This window comes from Gottfriedia solisilvae (genome assembly GCF_002128405.1).
Classification (GTDB): Bacteria; Bacillota; Bacilli; order Bacillales; family Bacillaceae_G; genus Gottfriedia; species Gottfriedia solisilvae.
Map to the genome: position 1 here is coordinate 501238 of NZ_NETJ01000004.1, position 21247 is coordinate 522484.

Genomic DNA, 21247 nt, shown 5'->3' on the forward strand with positions numbered 1-21247 from the left:
AACTTGGTAAAAGGCTTTTCATCCCTCATACCAAGTTAATTTCACCTTTTGTACTACATAAAAGAATTTAGAATCTTATCACGTCTTATAGCATTCTAGAGATTACTAGCTTCTGAATTTCTTGAGTACCTTCATAGATCTGTGTAATTTTCGCATCACGCATGAAACGCTCCACAGGATAATCTTTCGTGTAACCATATCCACCAAATACTTGAACTGCTTCAGTTGTCACTTTCATTGCTGTATCTCCAGCAAATAACTTCGACATAGCAGACTCTTTACCATATGGAAGCCCATTAGACTCTAACCAAGCAGCTTGATAGGTTAATAGACGAGCAGCCTCTACACCAGTCGCCATATCCGCAAGTTTAAAAGCAATACCTTGTTGAGCAATAATTGGCTTACCAAATTGTACTCGTTCTTTCGCGTAGTCAACTGATGCATCTAATGCACCTTGTGCAATACCAACAGCTTGAGCTGCAATCCCATTTCTTCCTCCATCAAGTGTTTGCATGGCAACCTTAAATCCTTGCCCTTCTTCACCTAATAGATTTTCTGCTGGAATACGGCAGTCTTCAAAAATAATTTCTGTGGTCGGAGATGAACGAATTCCTAATTTACTTTCCTTCTTCCCAACTGAAAAACCTGGTGAATCACTTTCTACGATAAATGCCGATACTCCATGTTTATTCGTAGGATCAGTAATTGCGAATACAACATAAATTTCTGCTTCTCCACCATTTGTAATGAAAATTTTCGAACCATTTAATATATATTCATTTCCTTCTTTTCGGGCAGTTGTTCTCATTCCACCAGCATCTGAACCTGATCCTGGTTCTGTTAAACCGTAGGCACCAATTTTTGTCCCCTGTGCTAGCGGTTTTAAATATTTTTGTTTTTGTTCTTCAGTTCCAAATTTATAAATAGGCCAGCTTGCTAAAGATGTATGAGCAGACAGTGTTACACCTGTTGAAGCACATACTCTAGACAGTTCCTCAACTGCAATAACATATGCTAAATAATCACTACCGATTCCACCATACTCTTCTGGAAATGGAATTCCTGTTAATCCAAGCTCTGCCATTTGATTAAAAATATTTCGGTCAAACTTTTCATGCTCATCACGTTCAGCTGCAGAAGGTGCAACCTCATTTTTCGCAAAATCCCTTACCATTTTTCGAATCATTTCATGTTCTTCACTTAGACGAAATTGCATACTTTTCTTCCTCCATTATCATTAATAGGGTAGGGTTAAGGGGAAAAGATTTTAAGAATTAGAAAAAGACATAAACCCTTTTTCTATACACAATCTCTTACCTTTTTTCCTTATTTCAGTACTTTAAGAAGCCCAATATTACAAGAATACCGTCGAAATTTGTAAGCGTTACCATAATTATTTGAATTCTGCTTTAATATGCAGTCTACATATTAAATAATTCTACAAAAACTTCAAAATCCCTTGTTATTTTTTGTAGAATTTTGAAAAATTAAAAAATAAAAAGGTTCGAAAAAGAAAGAAGTTGGGATTAGTCTATAAAAAACTAATCCCATTACCCTGTTCTTTTCTAACCAAGTGTCTTTAAACCTTCTATACCTCTATTAACACTGCGTCGCCTTGCCCACCACCACTACAGATTGCTGCGATACCCAGTCCGCCACCTTGTGCCTTTAAAGCGTGTATGAGCGTGACAATAATTCTAGCGCCACTTGAACCAATTGGATGACCAAGCGCGATTGCTCCACCATTTACATTAATTTTATCTAGTGGTAAGTCTGCAATCTTTGCACTTGCTAATACAACAGCCGCGAAAGCCTCATTGATTTCAAATAAGCTTATATCTGAAACTTTTTTATTTGTCTTTTGAAGTAGTTTTTGAATCACATAACCTGGTGTTCTTGGAAAATCCTGTGCTTCAACTGCTATTGATTCTGTTGCAAGAATTTTAGCTAAAGGCTTGTAGTTATTTAATTTAGCTTCATCCTCGCTCATTAATAATAGAGCAGATGCCCCATCATTAATGCCAGGCGCATTTCCGGCCGTTATTGTGCCATCACGGTCAAATGCAGGAGAAAGCTTTGTCAATTTTTCAATTGATGTATCTTCTCTAGGACATTCATCAACCTCTATTTTTGTGATTGCGCCTTTTCTATCTTTTATTTCTACAGAAACGATTTCATCTTTGAACTTACCAGTATTTATCGCATTTACAGCAGATAAATGACTTCTTAATGCCCATTCATCTTGCTGTTGACGAGAGATCTCTTCGATTTTTGCAACATTATTACCATATGTACCCATATGAACACCTGTAAATGAGCAAGTGAGTCCATCATACAAAACACCATCTTTTAATTCAGTGTTGCCTAATTTATTTCCCCATCTTAATGTGGATTGATAAAACGGCGTATTACTCATTGACTCCATTCCACCCGCTATTACACGTTTACTTTCTCCGGAACGAATGAGTAAATCTGACAGCATAACACTTCGCATACCTGATGCACAGACCTTATTAATTGTTTCTGTTCTTGTTTCCCATGGTAAACCCGCTTTGCGCAAAGCCTGCCTTGAAGGTAACTGGCCTTGTCCACCCTGTAAAACACTTCCCATTACGACATCATCTATTGATGAAAAAGGATGGTTTACCTCGTTTAATGCTGCTTGAATAGCAATTGCTCCTAAATCAGACGCACTAAAACTTTTTAACATCCCTCCAAAACGACCGATTGGTGTACGAACTGCACTGACAATAACTGTTTTACTCATATCAATCTACCCCCTTAGATTTTTATCTATTTCAATCTTCATTTGTCATAATCCTTTAAAAAACATACTTTTAACAAAGAAAAAGGTGTACTTTATGTACACCATTCCATTTATATTTTATGATTTTTAAAATTTATTTAGAACTTTCTTAAGAAGCTTGTGTTTGTTTTGAACCAAATATAGATAGTTCTAATAGTTCAGCTACATCAAGTGTTTGAACCTTCTCTTCCACTTCTTTCGCTTTTGTTCCATCAGATAACATTGTTAAGCAATACGGACAACCCGTTCCAATCACATTCGGACTTACCGCTAATGCTTGCTCTGTTCGTGTTACATTGATTCTATTTCCAACATGCTCTTCCATCCACATTAATCCGCCACCTGCACCACAGCACATACCGGTTTCACGTTTACGTTCCATTTCAACCAATGTTACCCCCGGTATAGCTCGCAGGATATCTCTAGGCGCTTCATAAACTTCATTATATCGACCTAAATAGCATGAATCATGGTAAGTGATGACTTGATTTACTTGATGTAATGGTTTTAATTTCCCCTCTTTTACCCATTGAGATAATAACTCAGTGTGGTGATATACCTCTACCGATAAACCAAAATCAGGATACTCATTCTTAAATGTGTTATAAGCATGAGGATCGATCGTTACTAATTTACTTACCCCTGATTTTTCTATTTCAGCAATATTATTGTTTGCAAGCTCTTGGAATAAGAACTCCTGACCTAATCGTCTTGGTGTATCACCAGAGTTTTTCTCTTTATTACCTAATATCGCAAACTTAATGCCCGCTTCATTCATTAACTTCGCAAACGCTAAAGCAATCTTTTGACTGCGGTTATCATATGAACCCATTGATCCAACCCAGAATAAGTATTCGATTTCTTCGCCCGCTTTTTGAGCTTCTTTTACTGTAGGAATGTGGATACTTTCGTCTAGCTCTCTCCAGTTCTCACGGTCCTTACGATTTAATCCCCAAGGGTTACCTTGACGTTCAATATTCGTCATAGCACGCTGAGCATCTGGCTGCATTTTCCCTTCAGTTAAAACGAGATAACGGCGTAAATCAATAATTTTATCGACATGTTCATTCATTACCGGACACTGATCCTCACAGTTACGGCAAGTAGTACATGCCCAGATTTCTTCTTCTGTTATTACATCTCCAATTAGACTTGGATTATAGTCAACCAAAGTCGCAGCTGATTCTTGTTGTCCTTTACCAGCCGCAGCAAATGCTAACTGATTTCCTTTTGTATTCGAGAAGGCAACAGTTGGAACCCACGGAGCACGTGAAGTTACAACCGCCCCTGTTTCTGTTAGATGATTTCTTAATTTTAATATCAAGTCCATCGGAGATAACATTTTTCCTGTTCCTGTTGCTGGACAAACATTCGTACAACGTCCACATTCTACACATGCATATAAATCAATTAGTTGAGATTGACGGAAGTCACTAATTTTACCAACACCAAATGTCTCTTGAGTTTCATCTTCGAAATCAATTTTCTCAAGCTTTCCAGGTTTAGTTAAACGGTTAAAAAATACATTTGCAGGACCAGCAATTAAATGCGCATGCTTTGACTGCGGTACGTACACTAAGAATGTTAAAAGAGTGATTAAATGGATCCACCATGCAACATAAAAGAATGAGATCGCTAATGGTTCGCTAATACCACCAAAAATTGTCGCGATTACAGAAGCGATTGGTTCATGTAATGTAGCTCCTTCTCCATCCCAAATTAACCCCATCCCATTGCCAAACAATGTAGATACCATTAATAAACCGATAAAGATTAATACTAAACCATTCTTCCATCCTCTTTTAAGGCGGACTAGTTTTTCAATATATCTTCTATGGAATGCCCATATAACTGCTACTAAAATTAACAAGGCAACTATTTCTTGAAAAAACGTAAATGCACCATATAAAGGACCAAGTGGCAAATGAACTCCTGGAATTAGCCCTCTTAAAATAAAATCAAGTGCTCCAGCTTGAACTAAAATAAATCCATAAAAGAACAATACGTGAATGATTCCACTTTTTTTATCTTTAAGGAGCTTTTTTTGTCCAAATACATTCACCCAAATTTTCCCGAAACGTTCTTTGAAGTTTTGTTCGAACTCTTCTTTTTTACCAAGTCTAATGTAAGCTAATCTAGTTGTAATTAGGTAAACGAATAAATATAGTGCATAACCAGTAATGGCTACGAACCCTAACGCATTTAAAAAATATAGAGCGTGATCCATGATGTATTCCTCCCCCAAATTAGGTTATAAATAAAACGCTTACTTTTTAAAAATTTATAACCATATTAATATTCTGACAATATATACTATTATTATATAATGAATGAGTATTCAGTCAATAGTTTTTCATGATAAATGAGCCCTTTTTCATATTCCGCATTTTAAATGGTCATACTATCAACACGTACAAGATAAAGGAGTTTAATCATATGTTTCTTTTTATTTGTATTATTATAGCACTGCTATTGCTTATACTCCTTGCTGGTCTAGATCTTTATTTTGGCTATAAAGCTTTTCATAAACATGAAAAACCATGTCCATTTATTAGTAGAGACAGTCATACAAAATTAATTACTGACGGAAATGTCCTTTACAAGCACCTTCTAGACGACATCAAAGAAGCGACATCCAGTATAACGATGCTATTTTACATTGTCCGAAATGATGATACTAGTGAACAATTCTTATCTTTACTTGAACAAAAAGCGCAGGAAGGCTGCCAAGTTAAACTGTTGGTTGATTGGATTGGTAGCTTCGGTCTTAAACGAAAAAGAATTAAACAATTAAAGGAAAATGGCGTAGAATTTCTTTTTAATCGACGTGCAGGCTTCCCATATACATTTTATCGATTGCAACACCGTAATCATCGGAAAATTACAGTGATTGATTCTAAAGTAGGATACTTTGGTGGCTTTAATATTGGTAAAGAATACATAGGATTCGACGAAGAATTAGGTTATTGGAGAGATTATCATATCCGAATGACTGGTGAAGGTGTTAGAGACCTCCACGCTCAATTTTTAATCGATTGGGTAAGAAGTGGTGGAACTTACTTTCCATTTGAAGTATCGAATGAAGTCATTAAAGGGGATACAGAACACCATTTTTACTCTTCAGATTTTACTCGTATAGAATTACTTTACAAGGAACTAATAGACAATGCAGAAAAGCATATTTATATTGGAACTCCGTATTTTATTCCAACTAAGAAGCTAATGAATTCATTACTAGCAGCACTTCATCGTGGTGTCGATATTTGTGTTATGGTTCCTGAAAAAGAAGACCACAGACTTGTAAAAGAAGCTTCATTCCCTCATCTTTTACTCATTTTAGAGGGCGGGGGTAAAGTTTTTCATTATCAAAAAGGCTTTTTCCATGCCAAAGTTTTATTAATTGATGATTGTATATGTGACGTTGGCTCAGTGAATTTCGATCGTAGGAGCTTATGCATTAACGATGAGTGGAGCTGTATTTTTTCAAGTAAACAATTTATTTTAAAAATCAAAGAAATGTTTATAAAAGATTTGGAAAACACGAAAACATATCCGATTGATCATTATAAAAATACTTCATTTTTATGGAAATGTCGCAAGTTGCTTTCTAAACTGCTTTCTCCATTAATGTAAAAAAGCAATTTTGAGGTGAAAAATATGAAAATTCGCTTTGGATATGTGTCACATGCATTATCTTTATATAATTGTTCACCAGCAAAAACGCTCACTTTAACTCGTTATAAAGCAATGGAACAGAACGAAAGGTTAGATAAATTAATAGATGTTACATCCCAAAATATTAAAAATACATTTAGAGCACTTCATTATAATGTAAGTCAGCAAATCCCTTTATATAGAATGTCATCTTCTATGGTTCCGTTAGCAACTCATCCAGAAGTTGAATTTGATTATATCAATATCTTTCAAGACCAATTTAAAGAAATTGGAGAATTTATAAAAAAACATCAATTAAGAGTCAGCTTTCACCCAAATCAATTTACGCTTTTTACAAGTGATAAACAGCATATTACTGATAATGCAGTTATAGATATGGAATATCATTATAATGTTCTAGAAGCTATGGGAGTAGCTAACCAGAGTGTGATTAACATTCATGTTGGTGGTGCTTATGGAAATAAGGAGCTTGCGGTCAATCGTTTTTTTGAAAATATAAAAAAACTACCTGTTCATATTAAGAAACAAATGACACTTGAAAATGACGATAAAACATATACTACTGCTGAAACGCTAGAGATTTGTGTTAAAGAAAAAATCCCGTTAGTATTTGATTATCATCATCACATAGCAAATAACTGTGATGAGCCATTAGAAAGCTTATTACCAAAAATTTATCAAACTTGGGAGTCAACTAGCTTAACACCTAAAATACATATCTCTTCTCCAAAATCAGATAAAGAATTTCGAGCTCACTCCGATTTAATCAATATCGATTTTATCAAACCATTTTTTGATCTAGCAAAAGCAATTGGCGAGGATATTGATATAATGATTGAAGCCAAAAAGAAGGATATCGCATTGCTACAATTAATGGATGATTTATCAAAAATTCGAGGCTACAAACGAATTGATGGAGGAACTATTGAAGTTTAAAACGATTGTAAGTACTCTCCTTTCAATTAATGTATGTAGCGCGAAATTCATATTTAAAAATCAAAAAAACGCTTGGAATAGCTTCCTAGCGTTTTCTTTTGCAATCATCTCAATATTTATTTTGTCCTCGATCATGACCTTTGTTATATCTGTTATCTCGCTGGTTATTGGAATCATCTTTACGATGGTTTTGAGCATTTTGTTTACGATCATTTGAATGATGATTCCCTTTACCTATCTGATGCCATCTATTATCATTTTTCTTGTTTTTTTTTGAAGAGTCGTTCTTTTTATCATCATGGTTATGTTTATTTTCTTGCTGCTTTTTGTTTTCTTGATGATTTTTATTAGACCCATTACCTGAATTTGAATGATTCTGTTTTTCTTTATTCTTATTACCCTTTTGATCCACTTGTTTCACAACGGTTTTCGAATCATTTTTTGTTTCATGTTTTATTGTATTAAACTTATTACTCGGTTGTTTGCTTATACCGTTCTTCTTATCTTTTTTATTTTTTGCATCTTTATTTTTTGGTACCTCTTTAACTGGTTGCTCATTTTCAAAATGAGCATTACTTTGCTTGATATGATCTATTTCTTTACTTAATTTCTTTTGCTCATTACTAAATTTCTTATCCATTGAACCTGAAATCGAAACCTTTTCATCATGCTGAATAATCTCATTTTCCTCTAATTCAACAATCAGTTTTTCAGTAACATCTTTTACTGATTCTTTTTCCCAGTCCTTTAACTCAGCAATGATCTTTTTCCCTTGATCATTTTTTGCTTTCAGGGCAATAACTTTTAATTGTTTATCTAGAATCAATGAAACTTTAGCTTTAGATTCAATATTTACATAACCTGCTGCTAGTACTCTTTTTTTATTAAAATCTACAAGTACAAAAGACATTAAAATTAGGGCACTAGCAATCATAACAGGTACTAATTTAGGAATAATTTTTTTCACTTTATTATTTACGATGACTGCATAGTTAGGGAACTGAATTTCTTCACCAATTGTATATGATGACAATAATCTTTTACATTTTAAATATTCCCCATCTGGTGTAAGCACAATAACAGAATGAGAATTTATTTTTAAAACGATTCCTTTGTTCATCTTCAGTCCCCCCTTTTTAAATAACTTTGTAAATAAATATAATCATTCGCTGCAATGATGCACATGGCAATAATAAACTTTCTATGCTTCTCGAGCGTTTTACGGCTAAGTTCGACTTTACTTGTTAGTAGATTCATAGGCAGTTTTTTCTTTTTATATAGTAAGGTTAGCATTTCTTCATCAGAAGTAATTATTTCAACAACTGAGAATATATGCTCTCTCGTATCTTCATGTTTAGGTGAAACGTCTACTAAACTATCTAGGGATATCCCAAACTGGTTTAGCATTTCATTAAAGTGAATAATCTCTTCTTTGCGGTTTAATTCATCAAAATTCTTAATATATGAATCATATGCATGAAGGTCATATTCATTATGTAGTTCATCAGATTCTGATTGCGTTGCTGTAACATGCTGATGCCTAGATTCTTTTCTAAAGTAATCTATTAACTCTCTTTTAATGATTAACTTAGCAAATGATAAAAATGATGCTCCTTTTTTATAGGAGTACAAATTGATCGCCTCGTGAAAAGCATGTAAGCCAATACTGTATTCATCATCCTGCTTGGTAATATATCTCCCACAAATTGTAGAAGTAGTATTCAAAATAAATGGCTCATATTGAACGATAAAATCATCTAACTCTTTTGAAGAAGATTGTTGGATTGTTAAAACAATATCTTCAATTTTTTCTTTTCGTTTATATAGCGTCTGAAAAATTGCTAGTAACAAGACCACATCTCCTCTCAATAAATTCCTGGATTGGTTATCAAAACATAAGGCGCCACTCATTCATTAATTTAAATGAATGAGTAAGGCACCGTTTTAATGAACCTCATTACTAAAGCATATCGCATCTTTAATAATGTTTCATGTGATTTTTATAGAAAGGTTAATGGTAATTAATTACTTATTTATCTTATTTGTTATCTTTACCGTGATGACCACCATTTTCTTTCTCTTGGTGTTTCCCGTGATTCTCATGGTTTGCTTTATTTCCGTGTTTTTCGTTATGTTTCTCTTCTTTTTTAACTTCTTTTGCTGCACGTTTTTCTTCTTTTTCAGCACGTTTTGCTACGCGTTTCTCTTCTTTTTTAACTCGTTTCTCTTCTTTTTCTACTAATTTTAAAGCTTTTTTCTCAGCGTTTGGATGCTCTTTTTTAGTAGTCGGTGCAACTGCAACTTCATCATTTTTTTCTACTGTTTTTTCTTCTTCAATCACTTCATTTTTAACAGCAGTATTCTCTTGCTCTTCTACATCTTCAATTTTTGTAATTGTAGTAATAACTTCAGGTGTAGTTTCTTTAGAAGTATCAGTTGTGTTTTCTGGATATTTAATTTCGATTACCGGTGTTAGTACTGATTCGTTACCTTCTGATTTTTTCATTAACTTTTCTAACTTATCAGCAATTTTATTAAAGCTTTTTTCGATATTATTAGCGATTGCAGCTTTAGCTTTAGGGTTTTTAACTTGATCTAACACATTTGCTAAAACTAGTAAGTTATTATTTAAGTGATGTTGGATTTTAGCAATTTCTTTTTGTTCTTTTGTCAGTTTCTTTGTTTCTTTTTCTACTTCAGTCTTTTCGTCTTCTGTAGTAGTTTCTTTATCTTCTGTTGTAGTATCTGTGTTTGTTGTTGTGTCTGTGCTTGTTGTTGTATCTGTGTTTGTTGTTGTGTCTGTGTTTGTTGTTGTGTCTGTGCTTGTTGTTGTATCTGTGCTTGTCGTTGTGTCTGTGCTTGTTGTGTCATCCACAGCAGGAAGCTCAACATCAACTTCTTTTTGAGCAATTTCCATTTTTGATACAGCTTCTTTAATTGTTTCTTTCGCTAAATCCTCTTTACCTTCTTTAATTAAAACGCGTGCTTCATGAATACGCTCTCCAGCAAACTCTGCTAATAATTCAGCTTCTTTTACTTTATTAGTTGTTAGTAAAAGTTGAATTTTTTCTACTGTTGTTTTAACGAAATAAAGGAAATCACCTTTTACTAAAGATGGATCTTCTTGTTTTAATGCATCTGTTGGTAATGCTGTTTCGTTTGTATCAGCAAGTGCTGAATTTGCCATTCCTAATTGTGATAATAATAAAGCCGTTGCAGTTGTATGTACTAATAATTTTTTCATTAATTTTCTCCCCTTTTGTTTATCTCACTATATACATTCGAAAGAAGTTTTCATTTTAGGGGGGTCAAAATAAAAAAAAATAAATAAATTTGTCATTTAATGAAAAAAATTGTTTATTTCTGTGATTTTACGTTGTGGATTATCAGTTTTTCATATAGATAAAAACTGTTTAAGGCAATAAAAAAATACCATGGACTAATTTAAGTCCATGGTATTTACTATTTAACATTACATTTTTTCCGGAGCCGCTACGCCAACTAATGCTAATGCATTTTGAAGTGTTACCTGAACAGCTTTCATTAATGCAAGACGTGCTTTCGACTTATCAACATTTTCTGCATCAAGAACTTTTTCTGCATTGTAGAAGCTATGGAACGTACCCGCTAATTCAAATACATAGTTTGTAATATGATGTGGAGAACGTTTTGATGCCGCATGAGAAACAGCAGCTGGGAATTCTCCTAATTTCTTTAATAACTCATACTCTTTTTCAGATGATACAAGTCCATAATCAGCAGAACCATCAAAAACAATACCCATTTCTTCACCTTGGCGAAGGATACTACACACACGCGCGTGTGCGTATTGAGAGTAGTACACTGGATTTTCATTTGATTTTGATACAGCTAAGTCCATATCAAAGTCTAAATGCGAATCACAACCACGCATTGCAAAGAAATAACGAGTTGCGTCAACGCCTACTTCTTCCATTAAGTCACGTAACGTAACAGCCTTACCTGTTCGTTTACTCATTTTTACTTTTTGACCATCTTGGTATAATTGAACCATTTGGATAATTTCTACTTCAAGCGTATCAGCATTATATCCTAAAGCTTGGATTGCTGCTTTCATACGAGGAATATAACCATGGTGATCAGCTCCAAGTATATCAATTAATTTATCCGCTCCACGTCCTAATTTATCACGGTGATAGGCAATATCTGGTGTTAAATATGTGTACGAACCATCACTTTTAATTAATACACGGTCTTTATCATCACCATAAGTAGTTGAACGGAACCAAGTTGCTCCTTCTTCTTCATAAGTTTCGCCGCGTTCTTTTAAATCTGCAAGAGCCTCTAAAACTTTACCATTTTCATATAATGAAGTTTCTGAATACCAAACATCAAATTCTACACGGAAATTGCGTAGGTCACGTTGTAATTTTTCCATTTCTAACTTTAAACCGTACTCACGGAAAAATTTATAACGAGCTTCTTCTGGCTCGTTTACATAACGATCGCCAAATTCAGCAGCGAGTGTTTTTCCAATTTCAATAATATCTGCACCATGGTAACCATCTGCAGGCATTTCTTTTTCCATACCAAGTGCTTGCATGTAACGTGCTTCTACAGAAAGTGCAAGGTTATTAATTTGGTTTCCAGCATCGTTAATATAGTATTCACGAGTAACACTATAACCTGCTTTATTTAAAATATTACATAAAGAATCACCAAACGCAGCACCGCGAGCATGTCCTAAATGTAAATCACCAGTTGGGTTTGCTGAAACAAACTCTACTAAAACCTTCTCACCGTTTCCAAAAGTAGTTTGTCCATAACCTTGTCCCGCTTCAATGATCGTCGGTATTAAATCTGTCAGATAACTATTATCCATATAGAAGTTAATAAAACCAGGTCCAGCGATTTCTACTTTTTTAATACTAGCTTTACTTTGGTCAAAAGCATTTATTAATTCTTCTGCAATCATTCTTGGTGCTTTTTTAGCAACTCGAGCTAATTGCATTGCCATATTCGTTGAAAAGTCACCGTGAGCCTTATCTTTTGGTGTCTCTAAAACTACTTGTGGCAATTGATCCTCTGTTGCTAATTCTGCTTTTAATACTGCAGCTTCTATCTCATCTTTTAAACGACTTTTTACTTGTTCTAAAGTATTCATGTCGTAGCCTCCTTAATTGATACTGTAATGTTATACGAACCAGCATTTTCGTCACCTACAAATAACTTATACCCTAATTGAAGGACACCTTTTAATGGACCTTCTGATACTAGAAATTGACATTTTTTAGTATATGCTTTCGTGTGGAATACACCTAATTCATTTGAAAATGTACCCTCAGTAGTCTGATTGACTTTGTAAAGATGGCGCATTGTAACACCACCATTTCGAATGATTGTTACTTCACCTTTACCGATTTTCATCGTAGCTTTAACTTTTCGGTCCTCATGATTTTCATCAAATAACAAGTATGTAAGATCATCTTTTTTATAGTATAGTCCATTTGCTTGAAAACTGATCTTCTCACGTCCACTTGGATCTTTAATCAATGTCTCAAAATCAATTGAAACAGGAATTCCTAACTGTTCTTTCACTTTTACACGTCCTTTTCCACTGAACGTAACGAATCACATCCAAAAATCATCTTTTCCCATTTTAGCATAATCTAATAAAAAAAATAAAATAGGGAGGAAAAAAATATTGAAAAATATACTTTCTATTTAATTACATGGCCTGTTAAAAAATAATGTTGATTTCCGTTACAGGATGCTCGCTTTCCATGGGGCGTGAGCTGAGCCTCCTCGGCGAGCCTGCGGGGTCTCACCCTTCCCGCTACTCCCATAGGAGTCTCGCACCTTCCACTCCAATCAATCTCTTTAAATATTCTAAGTTTAAAATTCTATAAGATTTTTTTCGAAAATGTCTTTTGTAAAATATCAACAATTAACATTAATAGAGCCAATCACAAAAAAAGGCATCTTTTCGATACCTTTTTTGCGAAATTTTAGATTATCAAACACTTGTCTCTCGCTGCGTGAAAGCCTGATGAGGAGCGTTTTTACCTGAGAAGGTAATCAGGCAAGTAAGCGAAAGCATGCGTTTGGCAGACAGTCTATAGAGTTTACTAGAAATTAATGTGCTGACTCAGCTTTATCGATATGAATTAAATGTTTCTTATTTATAAATAGGAAGAAAACTGAAAGTAAAACGAAACATCCACCTACATAGAAAGGAACATGTGGATTGAACCACTCTGCCAGTTTCCCTGCTAAGTAAGGAGCAATTGCACCACCAATAAAACGTAGGAAGCTATATGCTGCTGATGCTGTTGATCTTTCAACTGGTGCTGCTTGCATAACTGCGGTTGTAATTAATGTATTGTTATTACCTAAAAATGCTCCTGCTATAATTACACTGAAAATGATAACATTATTTGTTTCAGTCCCTATTCCCATTATGATTAAAGTAATGGCGAAAAGCGTTAACATTGCATACATCGATTTAAGTGTACCGATCTTCTGTTGTAGTTTTGGTGCCATAAATACTGATGTAATTGCTAGTAATAGTCCCCAACCTAAAAATACATAACCTAAACCGTGTTCATCTAGCCCCATGAAGAAAGGTGAGAATGCTAAAAGTGTAAAGAATCCGAAATTATATAAAAATGCGGTAATCCCTAAAGTTAAAAGTGATCTATGTTTTAATGCACGGAATGGATCAAGAAAAGAAGTTTTTTTAGTATTTTTTACTACTTTTGTTTTTGGCATCATAAAGGAAAGCAATAAAAACGCGATGACCATTAAACAAGCTACACCATAAAATGGTCCTCTCCAAGAGATAGATCCAAGTTCTCCACCTAATAACGGCCCTACCGAAATACCAAGACCGATTGCTGTTTCATATAAAATAATTGATTGTGCTACACCTGATCTAGATAATGAAACTATTGCCGATAATGCAGTGGCTACGAATAATGCATTTCCTAATCCCCAACCCCCACGTAACCAAACTAGCTCCCAAATACTATTAGAATTACCACCTAGTCCTGAGAAAACTGCAATAATCATAATTCCTAAAAGAAGTGTCCATTTTATTCCTATACGAGAAGAAATATAACCTGTAATTAACATAGCAAAAGCCATTACTAAATTGTAGCTTGTAAACAATAATGTTACATCACTATGTGAAGCATGCATTTTTTCTGCAATTGCAGGCAAAATCGGATCTACTAAACCTATTCCCATGAAAGCAATAATACAAGCAAAACCTACTGCCCATATTGCCTTTGGTTGGTTTAAAAGACTAGACTTTTGTTTCGATTCTGTCTTTATGTTCTTACTTTGTGCCAAATTTGACATAACTTCTCCATCCCCCATTTTTTTTATTTTTCTAATGCTTTAAGTATTTTTTGGTACATATCATCCATATTGTTACGAATATCGTTCATCTTCTTAAGCTTTTCATCAATCATGTTTAATTGTTTAGATAAAATAGGCTCAATCTCAATCAGCTTTTCTCTTATCTTTTCATCATCTAATGTTTCCTTTGCTGCTCGATATTCTAGACGTCGTTCCTCGAAAGCATCACTTATTGAAATATATTCCTGTACTTCCTGCAAAGAAAAACCAAGCACATCGCGTACATTCATAATTTGTTTCAAACGTTCAATATGCTGATCTGTATATAAGCGAAATCCACCTTCACTTCTATCTGGCGGAGGAATCAATCCAATTTCTTCGTAATATCGAATCGCTCTCTTTGTTAATCCACACTCTTTCGCAACATCATCAATTTTATAGTGCATTATTTAAATCCCCCATTCGCAAAATACCCAACCCTTAAATTCATCACTTTTCTATATTACTCCTAACCTACCGTTAACGTCAACGTTAACTTTGTGCATTTTTCTATTTTTATCTTTCTACAAAATAGTGATTTTACTAAAAAGATTTAGAAATAATAGAACCCACAATTTACTGTGAGCGTTGTAGTCGTCGACTATTGCAAAAAATACAAAAAAAGCGATTTTCCGTCCATTATCGAACGAAAAACCGCTTCTATTTGTCTTATATTATTTAACCCATCCTAATAACATTTCGCGGATGAATTTACTTGCTGCAACTTGAGTTTGTTCAGCGTGATCATATACTGGAGCTACCTCTACTAAATCCGCACCAACTACATTAATATCACTGTTTGCAATCGCTAAGATGCTATCAATCATTTCTTTTGATGTAATACCACCAGCTTCAAGTGTTCCTGTACCAGGAGCGTGTGCTGGATCAAGTACATCGATATCAATCGTTACATATACTGGACGACCAGCAAGTGTTGGAAGAACCTTTTTCAACGGCTCAAGAACCTCGAATTTAAATAAGTTCATTCCCACTTCTTTAGCCCACTCAAATTCTTCTTTCATACCTGAACGGATTCCAAAAGAATAAACATTCGTTGGGCCAATTAAATTACAAACCTTTTTAATTGGTGTTGAATGAGATAGTGGCTCTCCTTCATATGAATCACGTAAATCAGTATGTGCATCAAAATGAATGATTGCTAAATCTGGGTATTTTTTATACATTGCTTTCATTACTGGCCAAGAAACAAGATGCTCCCCACCTAATCCTAATGGGAATTTCCCTTGAGCTAATAAGCCATCAATATAGTCTTCGATCATATCAAGACTTCTTTGTGCATTACCAAATGGAAGTGGAATATCTCCTGCATCAAAATATTTCACTTCTTCAAGTTCCTTATCTTGATATGGACTATATTCTTCTAAACCAATTGATACTTCACGAATACGTGCAGGACCAAAACGAGAGCCTGGACGAAAGCTTACAGTCCAATCCATTGGCATGCCATAGATAACCGCTTTACTTTCTTCAAAGCTTGGGTGACTCTTTATAAATACATTTCCTGAATATGCCTCATCAAAACGCATAAGACAGCCCCCTTATTTCGTAAGATCAGCTACAAATTTTGGTAGAACGAACGCTGCTTTGTGTAGCTCTTTTGTATAATATTTTGTCTCAATATCAAAGAAACGATTCTCTTCTACTTCAAGTGGATCGTGTTTTTTCGAACCAATTGTAAATGTCCACATTCCGCTTGGGTATGTTGGGATATTTGCAATGTATAAACGTGTGATTGGGAAAATTTCTCTTACATCACGTTGTACTTGCGTGATTAATTCAGGTGTAAACCAAGGGTTGTCCGTTTGGGCAACGAAGATTCCATCTTCTTTTAATGCTTTTGAAATACCAGCATAGAAACCTTTAGTGAATAAGTTTACTGCAGGTCCAACTGGCTCAGTTGAATCAACCATGATTACATCATATACATTCTCACTGTTTGCAATATGCATAAATCCATCGTCTACTTTAACTTCAACACGTGGATCTTCTAATTTCCCAGCAATTTCTGGTAAGTAAATTTTAGAGTACTCAATTACTTTTCCATCGATTTCAACTAAAGTAGCTTTTTTTACACTTGGGTGCTTTAATACTTCACGAATAACGCCACCATCGCCTCCTCCAACAACTAGAACGTTTTCTGGATTTGGGTGAGTAAATAAAGGTACGTGAGCAACCATTTCATGATATACAAACTCATCTTTTTGAGTTGTCATTACCATACCGTCTAAAATAAGCATGTTACCAAATTCTTCAGTCTCTACCATGTCAAGCTTCTGAAACTCAGTTTGCTCTGTATGTAAAGTTTTATTAATTTTAGCAGTAATTCCAAAGTTTTTTGTTTGTTTTTCAGTAAACCATAATTCCATTTAATGCATCTACCCTTCTTTATCAAGATTTAGTTTGAAACATAACACAGTAGTTTTTATCTAGTTGATTATGTTTCGTATTATCCCCACTCTTCCTAATTCCTATCGGATTTGTGTTGTTACGACTTTTTTTGCCGTACAAAAGAAAAGTATAGAGTAAATTCGATGAAATGCAAGATTTTTAAGGGGATTTAATTGATATTTTTTCTTATGAAAAATGAAAAGTTCCTCGTATAAAAAATCTCGCAATCTACCATACTATGAATATGACCAGTAACTAGTCGAAAAGGAGGGGAAAAAATGCAGACAATCACCTATTCATACCACTGGCGCTTCTTGCAAAAGGTAGGCATTCTATTAACTATCATTTCCCTTTTAGGTACAATTTTTTTTACTAGTGTTTACTTAATCGCTAGCCATACAACCAAACCATCATTATTTATTGAATCAAATTCTAACTTTTACGATTCTAATGCTACGTTAATTGGAAAAACGCAATTACTTCAAAATAGAAAGACTTTAAAAATTGCGGATGTTCCTCCAATTGTTGTCAATACGGTTTTAGTCTCCGAAGATCGGCAATTTTTTCACCATCATGGATTTGATGTAAAACGCTTGGTATCGGCTATCCTGATTAATATTTCAAAAGGTTCTTACGCCCAAGGTGCTAGCACTATAACTCAACAGTTAGCTAAAAACCTCTATTTATCCCAAGAGAAAACATTAAGTAGAAAATTAAAAGAAGCATTTATTACGATGAAGTTGGAGTCATCATACGATAAAGAAAAATTATTAGAAGCTTATTTAAACACAATTTATTTTGGCCATGGTGTTTACGGGTTAGAAACTGCTGCGAACACATATTTAGGGAAAGAAAGTAAGCAACTCTCTACTGCTGAAGCGACTTTTCTATTAAGTATTCCTGCCAACCCTTCAACGTATGATCCATATGCTCATCGTACATCTGTTAAAAAACGCCAAGCGCGTATTTTATCAGCACTTGAACAAAATGGTGTAATCGATCAAAAAACAGTAAATGAGGCGATTAAAGAGCCAATTGACCTTAAGCCGATTAATCATTCTACTAATTCACTGTTCACATCCTATTTTCAACAAAATGTGCTAAAAGAAATCTCAACGGATCTTGGACATTCAATCAATAATAATGGCAGTTCAATTTATACTACCTTTAATGCTTCAATTCAAAAAAAAGTTGAAAGTACCTTTGAGAGATTTATTAAACCAATTCCTAATTTACAAGCTAGTGTCATTGTATTAGATAGTCAGTCGGGTGAAATAATTAGTATGATTGGCGGTCGCGAGCAAGGTCAGCTTTTATTTAATCGAGCAATTTCTGCAAAAAGACAATTAGGTAGTACAATCAAACCAATTTTATACTATAGTGCACTTGTAAACGGCTTTACTCCCTCTACCAAATTAAAAAGTGAACCAACAGAGTTTAAATTTGAAGACGGTACAAAATATAGTCCCAAAAATAGTGGTAATTTATATGCCAATGATTCAATCACTCTAGCAAAAGCCATTGCAGTTTCTGACAATATTTACGCTGTAAAAACACAACAAGCCATAGGAACAGATGAATTTATGAAAACGCAAAACCTGTTTCATTTACCAAAACCAACTAAGGTAGTTCCTTCACTCGCACTTGGAACGCAGGAAGCAACATTGCTTGATATTACAAGAGCATATGCAATGATTGCTAATGGTGGTAAAGATGTTACGCCACATTTTGTGAAAGAGGTTAGATCTAAGTCTGGAAATTTAATTTATCAACCAACACAAAATTGGAAACAAGTCTTAAAAAAAGAAGAAACAATGATTCTTAAACAATTAATGAACGGAATGTTTAATACTACATTTTCTAGCTATCTACCAGTTACTGGTACTGTTATTTTACCGGAGTTATCCAAAGATTATTATGGTAAAACGGGAACAACAAAAACAGATAATTGGATGGTCGGCTTCGATTCAAAATATGTTGTTGGAGTGTGGGTTGGATATGATCATTCAAAAAAATTAACAGAGGATGAGAAAAATTTAGCGAAAGAAATGTGGGCATCAGTTATGGATTACTTACCTGATGAAAAAATAAAATCGGCAATTCCTAAGAATCTAGTAAAGGTTTCAGTAGATGAAAAAACAGGTCTTTTATATAAAGACGGCTGCAGTGGAAAGGTTAAACTATATTATCTTAAAAATACGCAACCAAAAAATAGTTGTATGAAGAAAGTATCGTTAAAAAAAGTCAAAAAACCGTGGTATTCACAGTACTTACCATAAAAAAACAAAAGACCTCACCAAATTGGTAAGGTCTTTTGTTTGTCCTAGTCCTAGCTTTGTCCAAGCTATTAATAGTTTACTGTATTTAGTCCTAAATGTAAAAAGATTATTCGACGTTTTCAGTAATTTTTTTTATATTATTTTCCAATTTGAATTTACAGAAAGTAGACTATCCTAACAGTTCAGTTTTTAATTGTTCAGAAGAATTGTTCCACATCTCTTCATTATGAGTTTTCAAGAAACCAGCTAATAATTTACGAGACTTTTCATCCATATGTTCTACCATTATTTTACGTTTCATTGCCTTATCCATCTTATTAACATGGTCAGGTAATAGTTTATAGCCTCTTCTAGCCTCTCGATCAACAGTCATATAACACCCTGTCACACCAGCATAGTATGGACCATTTTCATTGCGCTCAGTAGCTACCCACACTAACCAGTATGGCTTACCATTTGGAACTTCTTCCTCATTTGTTAGGAATTTAATTCCTTTTTCTACTGAACTACGTGCATGCATAGCGCCTACATCTACAAATACATCGTCCTCATTAATATCGATAAAGACGGGAGAAACGTTATCTAAGCTAATTGCGCCAACGCCAAATCCTCCATGCCCGCTCGTTGAGTCATTCTTTAAAATATTAAATCCTAGTGATTTCTTTTTTGGTTGTTCAGCCATTTTTCTACCTCCTAAAATCCATTACATAAATATAGGTGTAACAATAGAACTAATCCAGTGGAATACTGAAGGTATTGCAATGCCAAATATAGGTTGAATAGTATATTGATCTAAAGGAGTTAAAACTAAAATTAGAAAAACAAAAGCTCCATATTGTTCGTACTGACTCATGATCGCACGTACATTATTTGGTACAATGTCTTCAATAATTCGATAACCATCAAGCGGTGGTAGTGGAATTAGATTAAATACAAACAATACAATGTTCATTTGAATGAACATATTAAAAAATGTACTTAATGTAGTCACTAAAGCATCAGGAAACGAATCAAATACTCTAAACTTTATTAAACATAAGAAGACAATTAATCCTAATGTAGCTAACAGTAAATTACTGATTGGACCAGCTACTGTTGTTAATATACCAGCTATCCTTGGATTTTTAAAATTATTACGATTGACAGGTACTGGTCTTGCCCAACCAAAACCTAAAATTAAAATGGCAATCGTTCCAAATAAATCTAAGTGTTTTAATGGAGAAAGTGTTAATCTTCCTTGTCTTTGTGCAGTGCTATCACCAAACTTATAGGCTACATATGCGTGTGCGAATTCGTGGACTGATAAAGAAATCGCAAAAACTAATAAAACTAGTGGTAATTCTTGTAAAGGATATCGAAAAAATGTTTCCATTATTAGCCCCTCTCAGTAGATGGTATATTTATCTCTTTCTTAGAATATTTTAATGTTTTATGATGTATTGTTCAATGAGAATTGATTTAATTCGTTACGATTCCAAGCATTGAGTTATAATATAAATGACAATTAAAAGGAGGTCTAAATTATGCCATATGTAACAGTAAAAATGCTAGAAGGTCGTACTGAAGAACAAAAGAAAGCATTAGTCGAAAAAGTAACTTCTGCTGTAAGCGAAACGACAGGTGCTCCAGTAGAAAAAGTTGTCGTTTTTATCGAAGAAATGTCTAAAAACCATTACGCAGTTGCTGGTAAAAGACTTAGTGACGAATAGAAAATCTTAATTACATACAGTAAAAGAAAACGGAAGGAATCATTTCTTCCGTT

At 34.2% G+C, this 21247-nt stretch carries 18 protein-coding genes; 4 read left to right on the forward strand and 14 right to left on the reverse strand.

Annotated elements, in window-relative coordinates; genetic code table 11:
• Positions 1 to 85: 85 nt before the first annotated feature.
• The 3 genes from CAB05_RS15670 to CAB05_RS15680 form a co-directional block, all read right to left on the reverse strand.
• Complete coding sequence (locus tag CAB05_RS15670; protein ID WP_088001454.1) at positions 86 to 1216, reverse strand: acyl-CoA dehydrogenase; 1131 nt, start codon at positions 1214 to 1216, stop codon at positions 86 to 88.
• A gap of 372 nt (positions 1217 to 1588) precedes the next feature.
• Positions 1589 to 2767, reverse strand: coding sequence for an acetyl-CoA C-acetyltransferase (locus CAB05_RS15675; protein ID WP_088001456.1), 1179 nt, complete (start codon positions 2765 to 2767; stop codon positions 1589 to 1591).
• 148 nt (positions 2768 to 2915) lie between these two features.
• A complete protein-coding gene (locus CAB05_RS15680; protein ID WP_088001458.1) occupies positions 2916 to 5033 on the reverse strand; it encodes a (Fe-S)-binding protein in 2118 nt (705 codons plus the stop codon).
• 209 nt (positions 5034 to 5242) lie between these two features.
• On the opposite strand from CAB05_RS15680, the gene cls reads away from it, so the two are divergent.
• Positions 5243 to 6439, forward strand: a complete 1197-nt coding sequence (cls, locus tag CAB05_RS15685) for a cardiolipin synthase (RefSeq protein WP_158093296.1) — start codon at positions 5243 to 5245, stop codon at positions 6437 to 6439.
• 24 nt (positions 6440 to 6463) lie between these two features.
• Complete coding sequence (uvsE, locus tag CAB05_RS15690; RefSeq protein ID WP_088001462.1) at positions 6464 to 7417, forward strand: UV DNA damage repair endonuclease UvsE; 954 nt, start codon at positions 6464 to 6466, stop codon at positions 7415 to 7417.
• A gap of 109 nt (positions 7418 to 7526) precedes the next feature.
• Here uvsE and CAB05_RS15695 read toward each other — a convergent pair whose 3' ends face one another.
• The 9 genes from CAB05_RS15695 to speE all read right to left on the reverse strand — a co-directional run bounded on the left by CAB05_RS15695 (position 7527) and on the right by speE (position 17184).
• Complete coding sequence (locus CAB05_RS15695; protein WP_088001464.1) at positions 7527 to 8537, reverse strand: anti-sigma factor domain-containing protein; 1011 nt, start codon at positions 8535 to 8537, stop codon at positions 7527 to 7529.
• Positions 8538 to 8539: 2 nt separating this feature from the next.
• Positions 8540 to 9268: an RNA polymerase sigma-I factor gene (gene sigI, locus CAB05_RS15700; RefSeq protein ID WP_235821523.1), complete on the reverse strand. Its 729-nt coding sequence runs from the start codon at positions 9266 to 9268 to the stop codon at positions 8540 to 8542.
• Between the two features lie 187 nt (positions 9269 to 9455).
• On the reverse strand, positions 9456 to 10661 hold the full coding sequence (locus CAB05_RS15705; RefSeq protein ID WP_088001468.1) for a DUF5667 domain-containing protein: 1206 nt from the start codon (positions 10659 to 10661) through the stop codon (positions 9456 to 9458).
• A 228-nt stretch (positions 10662 to 10889) separates the two neighbouring features.
• Complete coding sequence (argS, locus tag CAB05_RS15710) at positions 10890 to 12560, reverse strand: arginine--tRNA ligase (RefSeq protein WP_088001470.1); 1671 nt, start codon at positions 12558 to 12560, stop codon at positions 10890 to 10892.
• Positions 12557 to 12994 (reverse strand): YwiB family protein, encoded by a 438-nt coding sequence (locus tag CAB05_RS15715; protein ID WP_088001472.1) that lies wholly within the window; start codon positions 12992 to 12994, stop codon positions 12557 to 12559. The genes argS and CAB05_RS15715 overlap by 4 nt, the downstream gene beginning before the upstream one ends.
• 537 nt (positions 12995 to 13531) lie before the next feature.
• A complete protein-coding gene (locus tag CAB05_RS15720) occupies positions 13532 to 14758 on the reverse strand; it encodes an MFS transporter (RefSeq protein ID WP_088001474.1) in 1227 nt (408 codons plus the stop codon).
• Between the two features lie 23 nt (positions 14759 to 14781).
• Positions 14782 to 15204: a MerR family transcriptional regulator gene (locus tag CAB05_RS15725; RefSeq protein WP_308464611.1), complete on the reverse strand. Its 423-nt coding sequence runs from the start codon at positions 15202 to 15204 to the stop codon at positions 14782 to 14784.
• A gap of 267 nt (positions 15205 to 15471) precedes the next feature.
• Positions 15472 to 16344: an agmatinase gene (speB, locus tag CAB05_RS15730; protein ID WP_088001479.1), complete on the reverse strand. Its 873-nt coding sequence runs from the start codon at positions 16342 to 16344 to the stop codon at positions 15472 to 15474.
• A gap of 12 nt (positions 16345 to 16356) precedes the next feature.
• Complete coding sequence (speE, locus tag CAB05_RS15735; RefSeq protein WP_025671010.1) at positions 16357 to 17184, reverse strand: spermidine synthase; 828 nt, start codon at positions 17182 to 17184, stop codon at positions 16357 to 16359.
• A 300-nt stretch (positions 17185 to 17484) separates the two neighbouring features.
• Between speE and CAB05_RS15740 the strand changes: the two genes are divergently transcribed.
• Complete coding sequence (locus CAB05_RS15740; protein WP_088001481.1) at positions 17485 to 19485, forward strand: transglycosylase domain-containing protein; 2001 nt, start codon at positions 17485 to 17487, stop codon at positions 19483 to 19485.
• A gap of 169 nt (positions 19486 to 19654) precedes the next feature.
• Here CAB05_RS15740 and CAB05_RS15745 read toward each other — a convergent pair whose 3' ends face one another.
• Positions 19655 to 20167 (reverse strand): YwhD family protein, encoded by a 513-nt coding sequence (locus tag CAB05_RS15745; RefSeq protein ID WP_088001483.1) that lies wholly within the window; start codon positions 20165 to 20167, stop codon positions 19655 to 19657.
• A 21-nt stretch (positions 20168 to 20188) separates the two neighbouring features.
• Entirely contained in the window at positions 20189 to 20857 is a 669-nt protein-coding gene (locus CAB05_RS15750; RefSeq protein ID WP_088001486.1) for a site-2 protease family protein, read from the reverse strand.
• A 151-nt stretch (positions 20858 to 21008) separates the two neighbouring features.
• Here CAB05_RS15750 and thmT point away from each other — a divergent pair, with 151 nt between their 5' ends.
• The gene (thmT, locus tag CAB05_RS15755; protein ID WP_088001489.1) at positions 21009 to 21194 is read left to right on the forward strand and encodes a 2-hydroxymuconate tautomerase; all 186 of its coding nucleotides are present in this window, start codon (positions 21009 to 21011) and stop codon (positions 21192 to 21194) included.
• The last annotated feature ends 53 nt before the right edge of the window (positions 21195 to 21247 follow it).

Coding starts and splice junctions, on each gene's coding strand:
- CAB05_RS15705 (WP_088001468.1), bottom strand. CDS start 10,661: ATGAAAAAATTATTAGTACATACAACTGCAACGGCTTTATTATTATCA.
- CAB05_RS15695 (WP_088001464.1), bottom strand. CDS start 8,537: ATGAACAAAGGAATCGTTTTAAAAATAAATTCTCATTCTGTTATTGTG.
- uvsE (WP_088001462.1), top strand. CDS start 6,464: ATGAAAATTCGCTTTGGATATGTGTCACATGCATTATCTTTATATAAT.
- speB (WP_088001479.1), bottom strand. CDS start 16,344: ATGCGTTTTGATGAGGCATATTCAGGAAATGTATTTATAAAGAGTCAC.
- CAB05_RS15680 (WP_088001458.1), bottom strand. CDS start 5,033: ATGGATCACGCTCTATATTTTTTAAATGCGTTAGGGTTCGTAGCCATT.
- CAB05_RS15750 (WP_088001486.1), bottom strand. CDS start 20,857: ATGGAAACATTTTTTCGATATCCTTTACAAGAATTACCACTAGTTTTA.
- CAB05_RS15740 (WP_088001481.1), top strand. CDS start 17,485: ATGCAGACAATCACCTATTCATACCACTGGCGCTTCTTGCAAAAGGTA.
- speE (WP_025671010.1), bottom strand. CDS start 17,184: ATGGAATTATGGTTTACTGAAAAACAAACAAAAAACTTTGGAATTACT.
- CAB05_RS15675 (WP_088001456.1), bottom strand. CDS start 2,767: ATGAGTAAAACAGTTATTGTCAGTGCAGTTCGTACACCAATCGGTCGT.
- cls (WP_158093296.1), top strand. CDS start 5,243: ATGTTTCTTTTTATTTGTATTATTATAGCACTGCTATTGCTTATACTC.
- CAB05_RS15670 (WP_088001454.1), bottom strand. CDS start 1,216: ATGCAATTTCGTCTAAGTGAAGAACATGAAATGATTCGAAAAATGGTA.
- CAB05_RS15745 (WP_088001483.1), bottom strand. CDS start 20,167: ATGGCTGAACAACCAAAAAAGAAATCACTAGGATTTAATATTTTAAAG.
- CAB05_RS15725 (WP_308464611.1), bottom strand. CDS start 15,204: ATGCACTATAAAATTGATGATGTTGCGAAAGAGTGTGGATTAACAAAG.
- argS (WP_088001470.1), bottom strand. CDS start 12,560: ATGAATACTTTAGAACAAGTAAAAAGTCGTTTAAAAGATGAGATAGAA.
- CAB05_RS15720 (WP_088001474.1), bottom strand. CDS start 14,758: ATGTCAAATTTGGCACAAAGTAAGAACATAAAGACAGAATCGAAACAA.
- thmT (WP_088001489.1), top strand. CDS start 21,009: ATGCCATATGTAACAGTAAAAATGCTAGAAGGTCGTACTGAAGAACAA.